At 60.2% G+C, this 15,908-nt stretch carries 14 protein-coding genes, 1 tRNA gene and 1 pseudogene; 7 read left to right on the plus strand and 9 right to left on the minus strand.

Going from position 1 to position 15,908, the window contains the following annotated elements:
• Positions 1–235: 235 nt before the first annotated feature.
• The 9 genes and pseudogenes from F3J44_RS09070 to F3J44_RS09110 all read right to left on the minus strand — a co-directional run bounded on the left by F3J44_RS09070 (position 236) and on the right by F3J44_RS09110 (position 10,653).
• Positions 236–2,644 carry a membrane-bound PQQ-dependent dehydrogenase, glucose/quinate/shikimate family gene (locus F3J44_RS09070; protein ID WP_167271812.1) on the minus strand — a complete coding sequence of 803 codons (2,409 nt, stop codon included), beginning with the start codon at positions 2,642–2,644 and terminating at the stop codon, positions 236–238.
• A 298-nt stretch (positions 2,645–2,942) separates the two neighbouring features.
• Positions 2,943–3,950, minus strand: a complete 1,008-nt coding sequence (locus tag F3J44_RS09075) for a LacI family DNA-binding transcriptional regulator (protein ID WP_167271814.1) — start codon at positions 3,948–3,950, stop codon at positions 2,943–2,945.
• 60 nt (positions 3,951–4,010) lie between these two features.
• Positions 4,011–4,343, minus strand: coding sequence for a hypothetical protein (locus tag F3J44_RS09080; RefSeq protein WP_167271816.1), 333 nt, complete (start codon positions 4,341–4,343; stop codon positions 4,011–4,013).
• A gap of 335 nt (positions 4,344–4,678) precedes the next feature.
• Entirely contained in the window at positions 4,679–4,900 is a 222-nt protein-coding gene (locus F3J44_RS09085; RefSeq protein ID WP_167271818.1) for a co-regulatory protein PtrA N-terminal domain-containing protein, read from the minus strand.
• Positions 4,901–5,227: 327 nt separating this feature from the next.
• Complete coding sequence (locus F3J44_RS09090; RefSeq protein WP_167271820.1) at positions 5,228–7,717, minus strand: TonB-dependent receptor; 2,490 nt, start codon at positions 7,715–7,717, stop codon at positions 5,228–5,230.
• A gap of 99 nt (positions 7,718–7,816) precedes the next feature.
• Positions 7,817–8,860, minus strand: a complete 1,044-nt coding sequence (locus F3J44_RS09095; RefSeq protein ID WP_205299792.1) for a FecR domain-containing protein — start codon at positions 8,858–8,860, stop codon at positions 7,817–7,819.
• 16 nt (positions 8,861–8,876) lie between these two features.
• The gene (locus F3J44_RS09100; protein WP_167271822.1) at positions 8,877–9,386 is read right to left on the minus strand and encodes a sigma-70 family RNA polymerase sigma factor; all 510 of its coding nucleotides are present in this window, start codon (positions 9,384–9,386) and stop codon (positions 8,877–8,879) included.
• Positions 9,387–9,586: 200 nt separating this feature from the next.
• Positions 9,587–10,291: pseudogene (locus F3J44_RS09105) on the minus strand (IS5 family transposase); the annotation flags it as partial.
• Between the two features lie 274 nt (positions 10,292–10,565).
• Positions 10,566–10,653: transfer RNA gene (locus tag F3J44_RS09110), tRNA-Ser, on the minus strand.
• A gap of 123 nt (positions 10,654–10,776) precedes the next feature.
• Here F3J44_RS09110 and F3J44_RS09115 point away from each other — a divergent pair.
• The 7 genes from F3J44_RS09115 to F3J44_RS09145 all read left to right on the plus strand — a co-directional run bounded on the left by F3J44_RS09115 (position 10,777) and on the right by F3J44_RS09145 (position 15,883).
• Positions 10,777–11,448, plus strand: coding sequence for a Bax inhibitor-1/YccA family protein (locus tag F3J44_RS09115; protein WP_167271824.1), 672 nt, complete (start codon positions 10,777–10,779; stop codon positions 11,446–11,448).
• Between the two features lie 486 nt (positions 11,449–11,934).
• Positions 11,935–13,314, plus strand: coding sequence for a nucleobase:cation symporter-2 family protein (locus F3J44_RS09120; RefSeq protein ID WP_167271826.1), 1,380 nt, complete (start codon positions 11,935–11,937; stop codon positions 13,312–13,314).
• 189 nt (positions 13,315–13,503) lie between these two features.
• Entirely contained in the window at positions 13,504–13,896 is a 393-nt protein-coding gene (gene tusD, locus F3J44_RS09125) for a sulfurtransferase complex subunit TusD (protein ID WP_167271829.1), read from the plus strand.
• Between the two features lies 1 nt (position 13,897).
• Positions 13,898–14,257, plus strand: coding sequence for a sulfurtransferase complex subunit TusC (gene tusC / locus F3J44_RS09130; protein ID WP_167271831.1), 360 nt, complete (start codon positions 13,898–13,900; stop codon positions 14,255–14,257).
• Positions 14,257–14,553, plus strand: coding sequence for a sulfurtransferase complex subunit TusB (gene tusB / locus F3J44_RS09135; protein WP_167271834.1), 297 nt, complete (start codon positions 14,257–14,259; stop codon positions 14,551–14,553). Before tusC ends, tusB begins: the two co-directional genes overlap by 1 nt.
• Positions 14,550–14,885, plus strand: coding sequence for a TusE/DsrC/DsvC family sulfur relay protein (locus F3J44_RS09140; protein ID WP_167056716.1), 336 nt, complete (start codon positions 14,550–14,552; stop codon positions 14,883–14,885). The genes tusB and F3J44_RS09140 overlap by 4 nt, the downstream gene beginning before the upstream one ends.
• Positions 14,882–15,883, plus strand: coding sequence for a glycosyl transferase family protein (locus F3J44_RS09145; protein WP_167271836.1), 1,002 nt, complete (start codon positions 14,882–14,884; stop codon positions 15,881–15,883). Before F3J44_RS09140 ends, F3J44_RS09145 begins: the two co-directional genes overlap by 4 nt.
• Positions 15,884–15,908 lie beyond the last annotated feature (25 nt).

Below are 15,908 nucleotides of genomic sequence, written 5' to 3' on the forward strand. Positions count from 1 at the left end.
ACTCCGGCAGCAACGTGACTTGCGTCCGAGCCTCACCCTCAATGAACCGTTTCATGATCGTCCCCGCCACGATCTCGACGATCAGAAGGTTAGACAATCACTGGCGTTTTCACACAGCCTGGGTCGATACCTGCCGGTCGCAACTGGCCCAAGTACCGCCCGCGGCCTTGGCGTAAATTGCCTACCCGCGCCTTCAGCGTTGGCTGCAGGCAAGCCTGCAGCCGGGCTCAAGGGTTTAGTGGCTGGCGTCCGGCAAGGCATAGGCAATCACGTAGTCGCCGCGATTATCGTTGGTACCCGTTCGGGTTGCCCCACCCACGGTGACGACGATGTATTGCTTGCCATCGCGCCCTACATAGGACATTGGCGCACCTTGGCCACCGACCGGCAGGCGGGCGCGCCATACTTCTTCGCCGGTATCGTTGTCCAGGGCGCGGATGTAATAGTCCAGCGTACCGTGGAAGAAGGTCAGACCGCCCTTGGTGACCAGTGGCCCACCCATGGTCGGCATGCCCAGTGGGATGTGCACGCCAGGTACGATGCCATGCACCGGGGCGTCCTCGATCGAACCCATGGGCACCTGCCACTTGGTCTTGCCGTTGTTCAGGTCGATGGCGGTCATGGTGCCGAACGGCGGCTTGAAGCAGGGCACGCCCAGCGGCGAGACGAACATCGAACGCTCTACACCCCACGGAGTGCCCAACTGCTCGGAGTATTCACCCTCGGTGCTTGGCTTGAGGCCAGTGCGCTTGGCATCCTCACGCTTGATGAAACGGCCCCACTGCGCCATGCGAATGTCGTTGACGATCAGCGTACCGGTCGATGCGTCCAGCGCGCCGCCACCCCAGTTGAAACCACCGTAGTAACCCGGGTAGATCAGGGTCGCCTGGCCTTCGACCAGCGGGGTGAATTCACCTTCCCAGCGCATGGCCTTGAAGTCGATCCGGCACATCAACTGGTCGAAGACCGTGCCGCCCCACATGTCCGATTCCTTGAAGCGCTCGGTACCGACCGACAGCTGCGAGTACGGTTGGGTCGGCGAGATGCGCATGCCCGGCATGCCATCGGTGGCGACCTTGCGTTGCTCAACCGGGAAAACCGGGGTGCCGGTGCGACGATCCAGTACGAAGATCTGGCCACGCTTGGTCAGGGCAATCACCACCGGGGTCTTGCCGCCTTCCTTGTTGGGCAGGTCATAGAGGATGGGTTGGGCGGACACGTCGTAGTCGAACATGTCGTTGTTGGCAGTGCGGAAATGCCACTTGTCGACGCCGGTGTTGACGTCGATGGCGACGATCGAGTCGTTGTACTCATCGGAGCCAGGGTTACGGTCACCGTTCCAGAAGTCCGGGGTCTGGTTACCGGTCGGGATGTAGGCCAGGCCCAGTTGCGGATCGTACGAGGCAGTGCCCCAGAAGTTCGGCGAGTCGCTTGGGTAGTTCTGCCCTTCCGGCAGCGGCGCACCGCGTTTGGGGTTCAGCGCGTCCCAGGCCCACAGCTGTTTGCCGGTGCGTACGTCGAAGCCGCGGGTCACACCGGAGGGTTCGCCGGTCTTGAGGTTGTCGTTGATCTTGCCGCCGACGATCACCACGTTGCCGGCCACCAGTGGCGCCGAGGTCAGGTAGTAGGAGCCGTCGGTGTTCGGGCCGATGCCTTTGAGCAGGTCGACCTGGCCATGCTCGCCGAAGCCTTCGCATGGCTTGCCGGTAGCGGCATCCAGCGCGATAAGGCGGGCATCCACAGTGGTGGTGATGATGCGGCGACGGCACTCGGCTGGCTGCGCAGCGGCAACCTCTGCCACCTGGTCTGCCGGCGAGGAAGCATTCTGCGGTGCCTTGTCGGCATCGTAGTAACCAACACCGCGGCAGCGTTTCCAGCTCTTGTTGGACGGCGTTTCCTTGATCTGCGGATCGTACTTCCACTTCTCGGCACCGCTGACAGGGTCCAGGGCGAACACCTTGTTCAGCGGCGTACACAGGTACACCGTGTCATCGACCTTCAGCGGGGTACCCTGGTATTCGGCGCCGTTGATGGCCATGTCACCGGTACGGAAGGTCCAGGCGACCTGCAGGTCCTTGACGTTGGACTTGTTGATCTGGTCGAACTGGGCAAAGCGCTCACCGTGCGTACCGCGGCCATAGGCGGTCCAGTCATTGCCATCCGCTTCACCGGCGTCCGCCACCAGCACCGGCGCCTTGCTGCCTTTTTCGGCGACCACGGTTGGATGCGGCTTGAACATGCCAACGGCAAAGCCGACCAGGCTGGCAACCAGCGCCAGGCTGATGCCGGCACGTGGGGCGACGCCAAGGAACCTGCGGTTGCCGTCCAGCAGCGGCACCAGCAGGGTCAGTACCAAAGCGATGACAATGAAAGTCATCAGGCGTGGCACCAGTTGCCAGAAGTCGACGCCGACCTCCCAGAACGCCCACAGCGCGGTGATCACCAGCAATAGCAAGGCGATCCAGGTTGCGGCAACCTTGCGTCGCACCAGACTGATGCCGCTAGCCGCCATCATCGCCCCGGCCAGCAGGTAGTACCCGCTGCCACCCAGCGTGATCAGCTTGATCCCTCCCACGGCCAGGCCGGCCCCCAGCAAAACCAATATGGCACCGATCACGATCGGTATGGCGCCCTTCACTTTCATATCCCTTCCTGCACGATTCACGGCCTCGGCCGTGGATTCAGATTCACGCCCGGCAATGCTCGCCGCCGGGCGCCCACACATTCCCCTGCCCTGAAGACATAGGTACAGCCAGTATGAGAGCGCTCTCATTTGTCGGCGCCAGTTGTATGAAAATGCACAATACAACCAACAAAATGAGAGCGCTCTCATAAGAAACGCACAAAAAAGCGGCCGTCGAAGGGCCGCTGCTCAACCGCGCAGAATGTTATGGATTGTTACATTGTGAGTCAATCTGACGCAGCCCATAAAATGAGAATAATTATTGACTGGCCGGAGCAGCGGTAGACGCCCTCTCGATCAGCGTCACGCCCATCTCAATACGCCGCTTGCGCCGCGGGCTGCCCCCCAGGATGGTCTGCAGCGCTTCAACCGCCGCCTGGGCCTGGGCGTCGGTGTCCTGGCGCAGGGTGGTCAATGAGAACAACGCGTTGGCAGCATCCGGGATATCGTCGAAGCCGACCACCGACACATCGTGCGGCACCGACAGCCCCATGCCTTTGAGCCGGTCCAGCACCCCGAGCGCGATGAAGTCGTTGGAAGCGAAGATCGCCGTGGGTGGCGTCCGGCTGTCGAACAGCCTGTCCACCCCTTCCCTGCCGAATGCGGCATTGTGCTTGCCGTGGAGCACCAGCGGCTCAAGCCCAGCCTCACGCATGACCTTGCAATAGGCATTGGCCCGCTCCTTCGATGAGGGCTCCTTGCCGCCGGCCAAGTGGGCGATTCGGGTATGGCCCAGGGAAAATAGGTGCTGCATGGTAAGCCTGACGCCACTGTCGTCGTCGACCGCGATGGAGATGACCTCAGGATGGGTGACGCGCTTGCTGCCGATGAACACGCAGGGCAGCTTGTCGGCGATTTCGCCGATCACCCGCGGATGATGCGCCGGCCCGAGCAGGATGACCCCCGCCGCACGCAGGCTCAGCAGCCGTTCGACCTCCTGCAGGGCCGCGCCGTCGTCGACCGAGCGCAGCGAAGTGATCGCATCGAAACCGGCGGCGAGCAAACGCCGGTCCACGGCCTGGGCCAGTTGGATGTGGAAAGGGTTGTTGGGGTCGCCGATGATCAGCCCAACGATCGAGGAGCGCGACGACACCAGGCTACGCGCCGCAAGATTGGGCCGATAGTTCAATTGCGCCGCGATCGTATCGATCCGCTGGCGGGTTTCCGGCCTTACCCCGGGATCGCCCCGCAACGCACGCGAAACCTGCGCCCGCGACATCCCCGCCGCTTTGGCGACGTCATCCAGGGTGGTAAAGGGCTTGGGCATAATTTTGTCTGAGGTTCCGGCGAAGCAAATTACCTGAGCAGAATACCACAAGCCAGGCGCTCAACTGCCGTCAGTGCCAGGCTGACCCTCTGCATTTAGTTCTTGAAGCGTGCGTATGGCTTCTTGACTGAGGCTATAATTTTTATCCTCATGGACAGTCACCATACCGACATCTTGCAACCGCTTAAACATTTCGCGAATACTCAGGAGTGAGATTCCAGGGGCCTTGAGCGGCTCAGAAACCTCACCAGCAGATAAAGTATTTTTACAGCTCACCGTCTCAAAAAGCATCTCGATTACTTTGATCCGAAGTAAACTGGCCTTGAGCCCATAACAGCGAAACAAACTATGAATATGTGCATTAGCACTAACGCAATTGAACCGCGCGCGCATGTAAAACCCTCCAGGCATTTACAAACAGATGAAGCGAACGATCACATTCAAACCTCAACTGTTATGCAAATGAACCCTGATCACGTTCAAACCATTTTATCCACTTTCCCCTTGCACTCATCAATGCCTCACGCCGTGGTTTTAGCATCGTACCTATCCTCAAGCCCATCCATTCGAGGATAGAGGAGTGGAGTTGAATAAAACGTGAAAAACCAACCACTAACCGACGATTACGACTCGGTCGCCCAGCGAAGCTCCGCTCCAAGGGCGCGCACAAAGCCTGGTATCGTAACGGGCCCAGCTGCTAGCTCTTTCCCATCAACCCTCTGTTAACATCAACCATTACCTTGAGCGGAGTCAGCAGCCTGTTGCGGCTGTTGTTCTGAGCGAATGCTCGCAGCGGCACGTTCTTTGACTACTTGACGCATATGCTCCATCGCGCGCTGTCTCGATGCGTCCATGTGAGCTACGACGGTGTCACCACCCCCCTCGGCGAAAGCCGACAGGGCGGCGGTCATGAGGGAAGCCATTACCAAACCTTCAATTACTTTTTTCACTTGGGGCACCTATTTTTTGGCTGATTCGAGAGAATTTGATTCCAGCCCGGCCACATTACAACTTCGTGCCTCGCCCCCTTTTCGCCGCATTCTAAATTTTCTGACAGGTACCAGACGACCTCTCTAGCCAAGTTGATCAACTCTGCCCTGCGGGCATCGATTGATGCTCACACCTCGTGCAACTGAGGATTCGACGGAGACCAGGCAGCATGCCTGTTTCGAAGACCCCAAATCTCCTAGGTCATGCTGCCAAGTTCCAGCAAGTGCCTATTCAGCGACTCCATGCACTGCTAGGCGCTGCTCCATCTCGTGAGTATCTAAGCTCGATCAAAAATCTGCGGACAGGGAGATCCAGGTCGTCAGCGGCGCACCAGCGCCGACATACCCCGATGGGTTGGCTTCCCAGTAGCGTCGATCGAATACATTCTGGACAGTGCCTCGCAGCGTCAACGGGACATGATTAACGGCGAACGCATACCGCGCACCGAGGTCGTATCGCACCCAGGAGGGTGCTGTTTGCTGGTTGGCTGAGTCCAGGTACGTCTCGCCGGTATAGATCGCTCTGGAAGTGAGTGTGAGCCCTTCGATGGAAGGAACATCCCATTCCGCCCCCAACGTCGACTGCGCCCTCGGTACACCGACAGCAAATTTTCCGTTGTTGCTGCCACCAGAGGTCTTGTCTTGGCGTGCATCAAAGAATGTCACCCCGCCCAACAACCGAACCCGAGGCGTGATCTCGCCGAAGGTCGTGAGCTCTACACCTCTGTTTCTCTGCAAGCCATCAAGCTTGAAGACGTGGGTAGCAGGATCGGTGATGCCGTTGGGTACATCGATCTGGAAGACGCTCAGCCCGAAGCCAAGGGATCCAAGGTCAAGTTTGGCGCCCGCCTCGTACTGCTTGGACTTGAACGGTGCAAAGACATCACCGGAGTTGACCGCTGCAGTTGGCGGTGTCGGCCCAGGCGTCAGGCCCTCGATATAATTGGCATACAGCGAAAGTTCGTCAGTCGGGCGGATGACCAGCCCGACCGTCGGCGTGGTTGCCGTGTCACTGTAGCCGCGGGTCTTGAGGCCCGTAGTGCCTGAGTAGCTCTTCGAGTTGACGTACTGCTGTCGGACACCCAGGGTGAGCTGAACCCGATCATCATGCCAGCCTATGGTGTCAGCCAATGCGGTGCTGTGCATGGACAGCTCGGACGCCCTGGACTTCCCGTACGAAGAGGTCACCGGTGTGGTCGTCGTAACCGGCGCATAGATATTGCTTCGGTAGCTTGCGAACGTGATCTGGCCAAGGTCGTAATCCTGATCAAGCGCGTTCGCGCTGACCGTTGCCTCATGGCTCAACACACCCGTGTCGAAACGAAAGCGCGCACCCGCTTCACCGGTCACGGTCTCGTACTGGCCATTCTGAAGCGCATTGGTGCCAACGTTGATATCACCGGCAGCGTTGAGAATGGTGCCACCACTCGCTTCACGCTTTTCGAAGTTGAACCTGTTGGCGCCGACGGAGGCAAACAGCGTGATCTGATCGTTCACATCGAACTCACCGCTCAGAAGCCCTGTGGTGCTCTCGGAGTCAGCAAAATCATAGGACTGGCTCAAGTTGGTACGCGGATTGGGGGCAGAAGGAACAGCGATACCCGGGGTGAGGCTATAGCCACGTTCCTGGGCCGTGGTGTGATCCTTTTGATAGATGAAGTCACCCGAGACCCGAAAGCGGTCAGCGCGATAATCCAGGCCGAGCGAGAAGTCCTTGCTTCGTACCGACGTTCCGTCATAAGGGGGAGCCCCCTCATTTTGCGAGCCGTTGAGCCTTACCCCGAACTGTTTCTCGTCACCGACTCTTCGCCCGATGTCGAACCGCTGCCCCCATATGTTCGAAGACGAATAGGTCGTTGTCAGACGCGTGAGATCCTCATCGGCGCGTTTGGTGACCAGATTGATGTTGCCCCCGACCCCGCCCGCGGGAGCCATGCCATACAGAAAGGCCCCTGGCCCCTTGAGCAGCTCGATACGCTCGACAGAGTCGACGCCGATACGCCAATTCGGAACCAGGCCAAACAGGCCGTTGAGCGCTACGTCACTGTTCGCGACTCTCAACCCGCGAATGGTGAAGGCATCGTAGCGGTTACTCGCCCCGATCGATGCGCGCACAGAGGGATCACTGGCAAACAGTACATCAGCCACGCTGCGGGCTTGCTCGTCTTGAATCTTGCGCTGGGTATAGCTGACCGTACTGAAGGGGGTATCCATCAAGTCCTTGTTACCCAGCACACCTACGCGGCTGCCTGAGGCGACTTGACCGCCTGCATACGCTGCAGGCGCCTCTGTACTGGTTGCCAACCTCGCCTTGACGTCAACAGGTGCAAGCACTACCTGGCTGTCGCCAGCGACAGATTCAAGGATGAACGCACCGGTATCGAGCTGTACGGCATGAAGGCCTGTGCCCGACAACAATGCCGCCATCGCAGACGTGAAATCCATGCGTCCTTTTACACCGCTCGTTTGCTTCCCGTCAGTCTGGTCTGCCGTAAACGTCAGCAGCACATTGGCAGTGCTGGCCAAGCTACGAAGCGCTGGGGCAAGCGGCCCAGGTTCAATCTGGTAGTTGGCTTGCTGAAATGGCGAATGTTCTGCACCTGGCGTTTCTGCCGCCATCGCCTGATTGGGCGTGGAACCCAGCGTCCCCGCCAAGGCGACATAAATAATGGCGGCCGCGATGGGTCGACGCTGGAAAAGCTCAAGCCCGAGGCGCTTTACCCCAGGGTTCGTTTGGCCCGCATACAAAGATGGCTGCTGATTTTGTTTTACCCGCATGACTTCCCCATGAGTCGCTTGATGAAAGGTCTCTGGGATAGAGGTGCCTTGAGAAAACAAATCGGGCAGAGGAATTTGAAATTTTTTGCTTCCGAGTGTTCAAGCCTTCTGGATTGGCGGCCTGCCCTGGCCTGCTGCCTCAACCACAACCCAGTACCGCGTGCGCATTCGCACAGCTACCGGAATCACTGTTGGCAGTGTGTTCAAGATCGCGTCGGTATCATTCAAGGGGAACACGCCAGAGAACCGAAGCCCTGCCACCAAGGGGTCGCAGCGTATGAGGCCTGGGCGATAGCGACTCAGGTCGGCAAGGAAATCCCCCAGTGATTGCTCATCTGCGATGAGTTGCCCGTGAGTCCAGGCCAACTCTGAGTCCATAAGCGCTGAGCCCTGACCCACGCGGTTGCGAGTGAATGCAGTTCGTTGCAGCTCATTGAGCCGGTACCGGATATCAGGCCTTTCACCCGGCGTAATCTCAACGGCGCTCTGTTCCACGGCAACAACCGTCTCGCCCTCGCGCTGACTAACGCTGAAACGAGTCCCCAATGCTCTGATTCGGCCCTCTGGCGTCTCCACTACGAAGGGTGGCAACCGGTCACTGGATACAGGGTTTCCGTGCCCGGTGATGACCCTGATCTCCCCCGACAGAAGTCGCACAAGCCGAAGCTGGCCATCGAACTTCACATCAATGGCACTGGAAGTGTTGAGGAGGATTTGCGTCCCATCGCTCAATGCAACCTGGCGTTGCTCTCCCGTCGATGTGTGATAGTCGGCCATGACACGTTGCCAGCTCTGGGTTCGTGTAGCGAGCGAGGCGGTCAGACCGAAAGCCCCAGCGTAAAATAGGATGCTCAATAGCTTGCGACGCTCGATGGCGCCCAGGTCGGCGTAGGGCGACAGTGCACGGTATGCGGCCTTTCCACCTTTAGTGCTCAGTCGACCCGTAACGGCTTCAATATGAGCCCAGGCCCTTTCGTGATCCGGGTTTGCCTTGCGCCACTCACGCAACTGCTCCCAGGTGTCTTCCGCTACCTCATCAGACATGACTAACGTCAGCCAGTCGGCGGCAGCGTCGGCAACACTTGAATCGATAGGCCGACCCGCTGCCATCGCAACGGGCCCATTGGCGATTTGTCTGGTCATGATCTGAAGCCGCCACCTAGAGCGCGATAGCGAACAAGCAGTGCCTGTTGGCCTTGGAAAGGTATTGCTTGACCGAGCTCTGAGAAACGTTGAGCTGATTGGCGATCTGCGCGTAACTCATGCCTTGGAGGTGAGCTAACAAGAACGATTCCCTCACGATCACGGGAAGGCCATCCAGCGCCACGTCCAGTTGTTGCAAAGCCTCGAGCGCAAGAAGTTGCACTTCCGGAGAGGGTGTCGACGCCTCAGGCAAGCTCGCTAACGCTTCCAAATAGCTGGTTTCCAACAATTTTCGCCGAAAGCTTCGAGCCATCAACCGACGCGCGATTGTAACCAGGAAAGGTCGCGGCTCCCTGATGTCCCTGCAGATGTCGGAGGTGATGATGCTTAAGAAGGTATCTTGAGTCAGGTCGGCAGCATCGCACGCACTGCCCATTCGCTTGCGAAGCCAGCCGTGGAGCCAACCGTGGTGATCGCTGTATAGGCCTTCTACATCATGATGCCGAACGGCTTCAGAGGCAGGCATTGCAGGGCTCCTATGAGAATGCAATGCATCATACATCTAGAATCATTCTCACTCACGCAGCATTTCCCAAGATGCTCGTCTCGACATTCGAAGGTTCAGTGACGGCTGACCCCTACCTGGATAGCGGCTGATTCACCGGTTGCTGAGGCATTCCCCATCAACCAGGTAGCGAACCATGTGCAGATGCCCTTGCGAGGCAGCCGATACTTGGGCTTGTCAAAAAGGCGCGATAAACCCAGCTTCGGCTTGCGCTTCATTCCACGCAGCGGAATCACCGGCTGCATCCGATAGCGGTCGCAGTATTGCCGCAAGGATTCTGCGTCATAGCCTTTGTCGGCCAGGAGCCAGCGGCAGCGCTTGCGTGGCCGACCTCGATTCGAGGGAATGTGGACACCGTCCAGCAGGCGCTGAGCATGGGAGATGTCGCTGGCGTTACCACCTGAGAGCGTGAAGTGGAGTGGAGTGGGATGCCATGGGCGTCACTGACCAAGTGAACTTTCGTCGCCAACCCGCCCCGGCTTCGTCCAGGTGCGTGGTCCGTTGGTTCTTCAGCCCCCTTTTTTGCCTGCTCCGGCAGAGGCACGGGTGGCCCTCACAGCGGTTGAGTCGATGCACCAGGTGGTCAAGTCAATCTGGCCCTGTGCATTGAGTTTGAGGTGTAACCGCTTGAGCATCTTGTTGAAGGTTCCTTGGTTTCGCCAGTCTCGAAATCGTTGATAGACCGTCGACCAAGGCCCGAATCGTTCAGGCATGTCCCGCCAGGTTGCACCGGAGCACAGCACCCACAACACGCCGTTGAGCATCAAGCGATCGTCGACTCTTGGGCGTCCCGTACGTCGATGTTCGGTGAAGAGGTCCGCGACTATTTCCCATTCTGTGTCGGAAAGTTCGTATCGCTTGGGCATGGCAGAATCCTTCGCCTAAAAAAGCGAGAACTCTACGAAAAATCAGGCTTCCAGCGGCTCCGGTGAGGTTTCAAAGGTTTTCATACAGAACCTAGAACGAAAAATGCTCCGTATCTTTCGATACGGAGCATTCTCTTGAAAGGCCGTGCAGATTGCAGGACTTCAGACAGCCTGCTGACGGACTTTTCGCTTGCCTTCGATCTCCCAATGTTCCCAAAACGTTCCCTTTTGAGGGGTCGCCTAAGGCAAACATCAATGAAATCAGGCATTTGTATGGCGGAAGCGTAGAGATTCGAACTCTAGGATAGTTGCCCATCGACGGTTTTCAAGACCGTTGCCTTAAACCACTCGGCCACGCTTCCAGCTTGTTTTGCGGCGGCCATAATACCGTAATGAAACACGCTGTCAAACTCTCTGTGTCGCGGGTTGCGAGTGCTCTGGTAGACTCCTAGCATCTGAACGTCCAAAACCACAGGAGTGTCGCCATGCGCGAACAGGATTATGCCGTAAACCACGGCCTACAGGCCGAGCAGCAGGAGGTTAGCAAGGTCCTGCGCAACACCTACAGCCTGCTGGCACTCACCCTCGCCTTCAGCGGCGTGATGGCCTTCGTGGCCCAGCAGATGCGCGTCGGCTACCCGAACGTGTTCGTGGTGCTGATCGGTTTCTATGGCCTGTTCTTCCTCACCAACAAACTACGTGATTCGGCCTGGGGCCTGGTGTCCACCTTTGCCCTCACCGGCTTCATGGGCTTTTTTCTCGGCCCGATCCTGAACCGTTACCTGGGTATGGCAGGCGGTGCTGAGGTTGTCAGCTCGGCGTTCGCCATGACTGCCCTGGTGTTTGGCGGCCTGTCGGCCTACGTGTTGATCACCCGCAAGGACATGAGCTTCCTGAGCGGCTTCATCACCGCCGGCTTCTTCGTGCTGCTGGGCGCCGTGGTGGCGAGCTTCTTCTTCCAGATCAGCGGGCTGCAGTTGGCGATCAGCGCAGGCTTCGTGCTGTTCTCGTCGGTGTGCATCCTGTTCCAGACCAGCGCCATCATTCATGGCGGTGAGCGGAACTACATCATGGCGACCATCAGCCTGTATGTGTCGATCTACAACCTGTTTGTCAGCCTGCTGCAGCTGTTTGGCATCATGGGCCGTGACGACTGATTTGAATTGATTGAGTGTTTGGAAAAGCCCGCTTCGGCGGGCTTTTCTTTGCGTGTTGAAGAACATGCGGGGAGTTGTGAGGTGCTTGCCTTGAGGGGGCGGCGCCTGTGAGATCGAGCGCCGCCTGCGCGGCGCATCGCGAGCTGTGCTCGCTCCTACGTTTGTTTCGGGCCAGTGAATTGCGCGCGACCGCCTTGGGGCCTGTCTCGTAATTGCGTCGTACAAACAAGGCGGTCACAACGTAGGAGCGAGCGCAGCTCGCGATGCGCCGCACGGGCGGCGCTCGATTTCCGCCCCACCTCATAACCCAAGCCAAGCCCCAGTCAGCCTCGCCCCTGCTCCCTCGTCAAACACCCTGAAGCTGACTAAAAAGTCAAAAAGCAAGGCAATTGATCGCCGATCTTGCCGGTATCGTGCATTCCCCTACCCCAATCCCACTTCTGCCCGTAGAATGCGCTCCTTTTTTCTTCCGGGGCAGCTTCCTAGATGAGCTCACACGAAAACAGCCCAGGCGCGGCGGCGCCTGCCAACGAACTGGTACTTGGCCTTGAAGACAAGCCACGGCTGGTGATCGGCCTGTTGGCAGCGCTGCAGCACCTGCTGGCCATCATCGTGCCGATCGTCACCCCTGGCTTGCTGATCTGCCAGGCCCTGGGTGTTTCGGCTCGTGATACCAACCTGATCGTCTCCATGTCGCTGGTGATTTCCGGTATCGCCACCTTCGTGCAGTGCAAACGCTTCGGGCCCTTCGGCGCCGGGTTGCTGATCGTTCAGGGCACCAGCTTCAACTTCGTCGGCCCGCTGATAGCTGGCGGCGCGCTGATGGTCAAGCAAGGCACGCCAGTTGAAAGCGTGATGGCGGCGATCTTCGGCGTGGTGATTGCAGGTTCCTTCGTGGAAATGGGCGTTTCGCGGATCCTGCCGTTCGTCAAACGCCTGATCACCCCACTGGTGACCGGTATTGTCGTGCTGATGATCGGCCTGACCCTGATCAAGGTCGGCCTCATCAGCATGGGTGGCGGCTTTGGCGCCATGGCCAACGGCACCTTCGCCAATGGCGAGAACCTGATGCTGTCCGGCGCCGTACTTGCGGTGATCGTGGTGCTCAACCGGGTTCCGGTGGTGTGGATGCGCAGCTGCGCCATCGTCATCGCCCTGGCGGTCGGCTATGCCCTGGCCGCCTACCTGGGCCGCCTGGATTTCACTGGCATGCACCAGGCCGCGCTGTTCCAGGTGCCGACGCCATTGCATTTTGGCCTGGGTTTCTCCTGGGCGCTGTTCATTCCAATGCTGGTGATCTACCTGGTGACCTCGCTGGAAGCCATTGGTGACGTCACCGCCACCAGCAAAGTGTCGCGCCAGCCTGTCGAAGGGCCGGTGTGGATGCAGCGCATCAAGGGCGGTGTGCTGGTCAACGGCGCCAACTCGCTGCTGGCCGGGCTGTTCAACACCTTCCCAAGCTCGATCTTCGCCCAGAACAATGGCGTGATTCAGCTGACCGGCATTGCCAGCCGCCATATCGGTATCTGGATTGCCGTGATGCTGGTGCTGCTGGGGTTGTTCCCGACGGTGGCAGGCGTGATCCAGGCGGTGCCTGAGCCGGTACTGGGCGGCGCGGCCATGGTGATGTTCGGTGCCGTGGCGGCTTCGGGTATCAATATCCTGGCCAGCACGCGGTTAGACCGCCGTGCGTTGCTGATCATTGCCGTGTCGCTGGCCTTGGGGCTGGGTGTGGCGCAGGTGCCAGAGTTCCTGGCGCATATGCCGGCGGCGATTCGCAACGTGCTGGAATCGGGGGTGGCTACCGGTGGTATTTGTGCGCTGGTGCTGAACTGGTTCTTGCCGGAGAGCAAGGAACAGGCTTGACCGGCCAAGCAAGCAAGGCGGTGCGTGGCACCGGCTGCGCCGGTGTTCGCGGGGCAAGCCCGCTCCTACAGGGGATTACGGTGCGGTGCCTGCGCGGCAGCGCAGCCCGCAGGGATCGTGGCGAGCTTGCTACAGCGGGGGCGGGCTTTTTTGCTTTATCATGGCGGCATTCCCTTGCACGAGTTGCCCATGAAATTCGCCATTGCGGTATTTTCCCCGGCACATGCCCCCTCCTCGCGCCGCGCCCTGCGCTTTGCCGAGGCGGCGCTGGCCGGCGGGCATGAGATTGCCCGGCTGTTCTTCTACCAGGACGGGGTGCACAGCGCCTCGGCCAACGTGGTCACGCCCCAGGATGAACAGGACATCGCCGCCCAGTGGCGTGCCTTCATCGACACCCACCAGCTCGATGCCGTGGTGTGCATCGCCGCCGCATTGCGCCGTGGCGTGCTCGACGAGGCCGAGGCCAGCCGCTACCAGCGCCCGGCGGTAAACCTGCCCAAGCCCTGGGAGTTGTCTGGCCTGGGCCAGCTGCATGAAGCCGCACAAACTGCCGACCGCCTGGTCTGCTTCGGAGGCGACTGAAATGGCCAAGTCCATGTTGATCATCAGCCGCCAGGCGCCGTGGAGCGGCCCGTCCGCCCGCGAGGCGCTGGATATCGCCCTGGCGGGCGGCGCCTTCGACCTGCCCCTGGCCATGCTGTTTCTCGATGACGGCGTACTCCAGCTCGCACCCGACCAGCAACCGGCTGCGGTGCAGCAAAAGAACCTTGCCGCCAACCTGCAAGCCTTGCCGATGTTCGGCGTCGACGAGCTGTTCGCCTGCGGGCACAGCCTGGCACGCCGGGGGCTGCCCACCGACGCCCTGGCCCTGCAAGTGGAGGTGCTGGACGCCGCCGCGCTCAAGGCCCTGATTGCCCGTTTCGACCAAGTGGTGACGCTCTGATGGCAACCCTGCACGTGTTATCCCACTCCCCGTTCGCTGACGAACGCCTGGCCAGCTGCCTGCGCCTGCTCGCCGCCGACGACGGCGTGCTGTTGTGCGGCGACGCGGTCTACGCCCTGCGCCAGGGCAGCGACAGCCAGCGCCAGCTCGAAGCGGCAGGCCTGGCCCAACGCCTGTTCGCCCTCGATGAAGACCTGCAAGCCCGCGCCATCGCCAGCGAGCTGGCCAAGGCCGTGGACTACCCGGCCTTCGTCGCACTGTCACTGCACTACGACAAGGTCAACAGCTGGTTATGAGTACGCTTACCGTAGGCGATCGCGCCATCGCCCTGGACAAGGACGGCTTCCTGCTCGACCTGCAAGACTGGTCGCACCCGGTTGCCCAAGCCCTGGCCGAGCGCGAAAGCATCGCCCTGACCGCCGAGCACTGGGAAATCCTCGAACTGCTGCGCCAGTTCTACGCCGAGTACCAGCTGTCGCCGGCCACCCGCCCGCTGATCAAATACACCGCGCTCAAGCTGGGCACGGAAAAGGGCAACAGCCCGCACCTCAACCGCCTGTTCAACGGCACCCCCGCCAAACTCGCCGCCAAGCTGGCGGGCCTGCCCAAGCCGACCAATTGCATATGACCGACGCCCGCCCACTGACCCTGGAAACCCCGGCCGAACACCCATTCGCCGAATTCGTGCGCATTCTTGGCAAAGGCAAGCGCGGTGCCCGCGGCCTGACCCGCGAAGAGGCCCGCGCCGCCATGACCCTGCTGCTCGAAGGCAAGGTCGAAGACACCCAGCTCGGCGCCTTCCTGATGCTGCTGCGGCACAAGGAAGAAAGCGCCGAAGAGCTTGCCGGCTTCACCGAAGCCCTGCGCAGCCACCTGCAGGCGCCACCCATTGCCGTGGACATCGACTGGCCAACCTATGCCGGCAAGAAGCGCCACCTGCCCTGGTACCTGCTCAGCGCCAAGTGCCTGGCCGCCAACGGCGTGCGTATTCTCATGCACGGTGGCGGCGCCCACACTGCCGGGCGGTTGTACACCGAGCAGTTGCTGGCCTTGCTGGATATCCCGCTGTGCCGCGACTGGGCATCGGTCAGCCAGGCCCTGGAGCAACAGCACCTGGCCTTTGCCCCACTGCACGACTGGGCGCCGCAGTTGCAACGGATGATCGACCTGCGCAACACCCTCGGCCTGCGCTCGCCCATCCACTCCCTGGCCCGGGTGCTCAACCCGCTGGGCGCACGCTGTGGCCTGCAGAGCATCTTCCACCCCGGTTACCAGGCCGTGCACCGCGAAGCCAGCCAGCTGTTGGGCGATCACGTCATCGTGATCAAGGGCGATGGCGGCGAAATCGAGGTCAACCCGGATGTCATCAGCCACCTGTATGGCACCACCGCTGGTCAAGCCTGGGACGAGGAATGGCCAGCGCTGAGCGAGCGCCGCCATGTGAAGCCGCCCAGCCTGCAACCGGAGCATTTGCTGGCCGTGTGGCGCGGCGAAGCCGAGGACAGCTATGGCGAAATGGCCGTGGTCGCCACCCTGGCGCTGGCCCTGCGTGGCCTGGGCGACGACCGCGACCAGGCGTTCGCCAAGGCACGTGACTACTGGGCCAAGCGCAATCAATCGAATTAACAGATAAAACCACCGCAGTCTTTGC

Origin of the sequence: Pantoea sp. Tr-811 (genome assembly GCF_011752535.1) — a bacterium.
GTDB lineage: Bacteria > Pseudomonadota > Gammaproteobacteria > Pseudomonadales > Pseudomonadaceae > Aquipseudomonas.

What these genes read in the sequence shown, in the direction of transcription:
- F3J44_RS09095 (WP_205299792.1), bottom strand. Translation starts at nt 8,860, where the DNA reads ATGACCAGACAAATCGCCAATGGGCCCGTTGCGATGGCAGCGGGTCGG.
- F3J44_RS09140 (WP_167056716.1), top strand. Translation starts at nt 14,550, where the DNA reads ATGAGTACGCTTACCGTAGGCGATCGCGCCATCGCCCTGGACAAGGAC.
- F3J44_RS09070 (WP_167271812.1), bottom strand. Translation starts at nt 2,644, where the DNA reads ATGAAAGTGAAGGGCGCCATACCGATCGTGATCGGTGCCATATTGGTT.
- tusD (WP_167271829.1), top strand. Translation starts at nt 13,504, where the DNA reads ATGAAATTCGCCATTGCGGTATTTTCCCCGGCACATGCCCCCTCCTCG.
- tusC (WP_167271831.1), top strand. Translation starts at nt 13,898, where the DNA reads ATGGCCAAGTCCATGTTGATCATCAGCCGCCAGGCGCCGTGGAGCGGC.
- F3J44_RS09115 (WP_167271824.1), top strand. Translation starts at nt 10,777, where the DNA reads ATGCGCGAACAGGATTATGCCGTAAACCACGGCCTACAGGCCGAGCAG.
- F3J44_RS09090 (WP_167271820.1), bottom strand. Translation starts at nt 7,717, where the DNA reads ATGCGGGTAAAACAAAATCAGCAGCCATCTTTGTATGCGGGCCAAACG.
- F3J44_RS09075 (WP_167271814.1), bottom strand. Translation starts at nt 3,950, where the DNA reads ATGCCCAAGCCCTTTACCACCCTGGATGACGTCGCCAAAGCGGCGGGG.
- F3J44_RS09080 (WP_167271816.1), bottom strand. Translation starts at nt 4,343, where the DNA reads ATGCGCGCGCGGTTCAATTGCGTTAGTGCTAATGCACATATTCATAGT.
- F3J44_RS09100 (WP_167271822.1), bottom strand. Translation starts at nt 9,386, where the DNA reads ATGCCTGCCTCTGAAGCCGTTCGGCATCATGATGTAGAAGGCCTATAC.
- F3J44_RS09145 (WP_167271836.1), top strand. Translation starts at nt 14,882, where the DNA reads ATGACCGACGCCCGCCCACTGACCCTGGAAACCCCGGCCGAACACCCA.
- tusB (WP_167271834.1), top strand. Translation starts at nt 14,257, where the DNA reads ATGGCAACCCTGCACGTGTTATCCCACTCCCCGTTCGCTGACGAACGC.
- F3J44_RS09120 (WP_167271826.1), top strand. Translation starts at nt 11,935, where the DNA reads ATGAGCTCACACGAAAACAGCCCAGGCGCGGCGGCGCCTGCCAACGAA.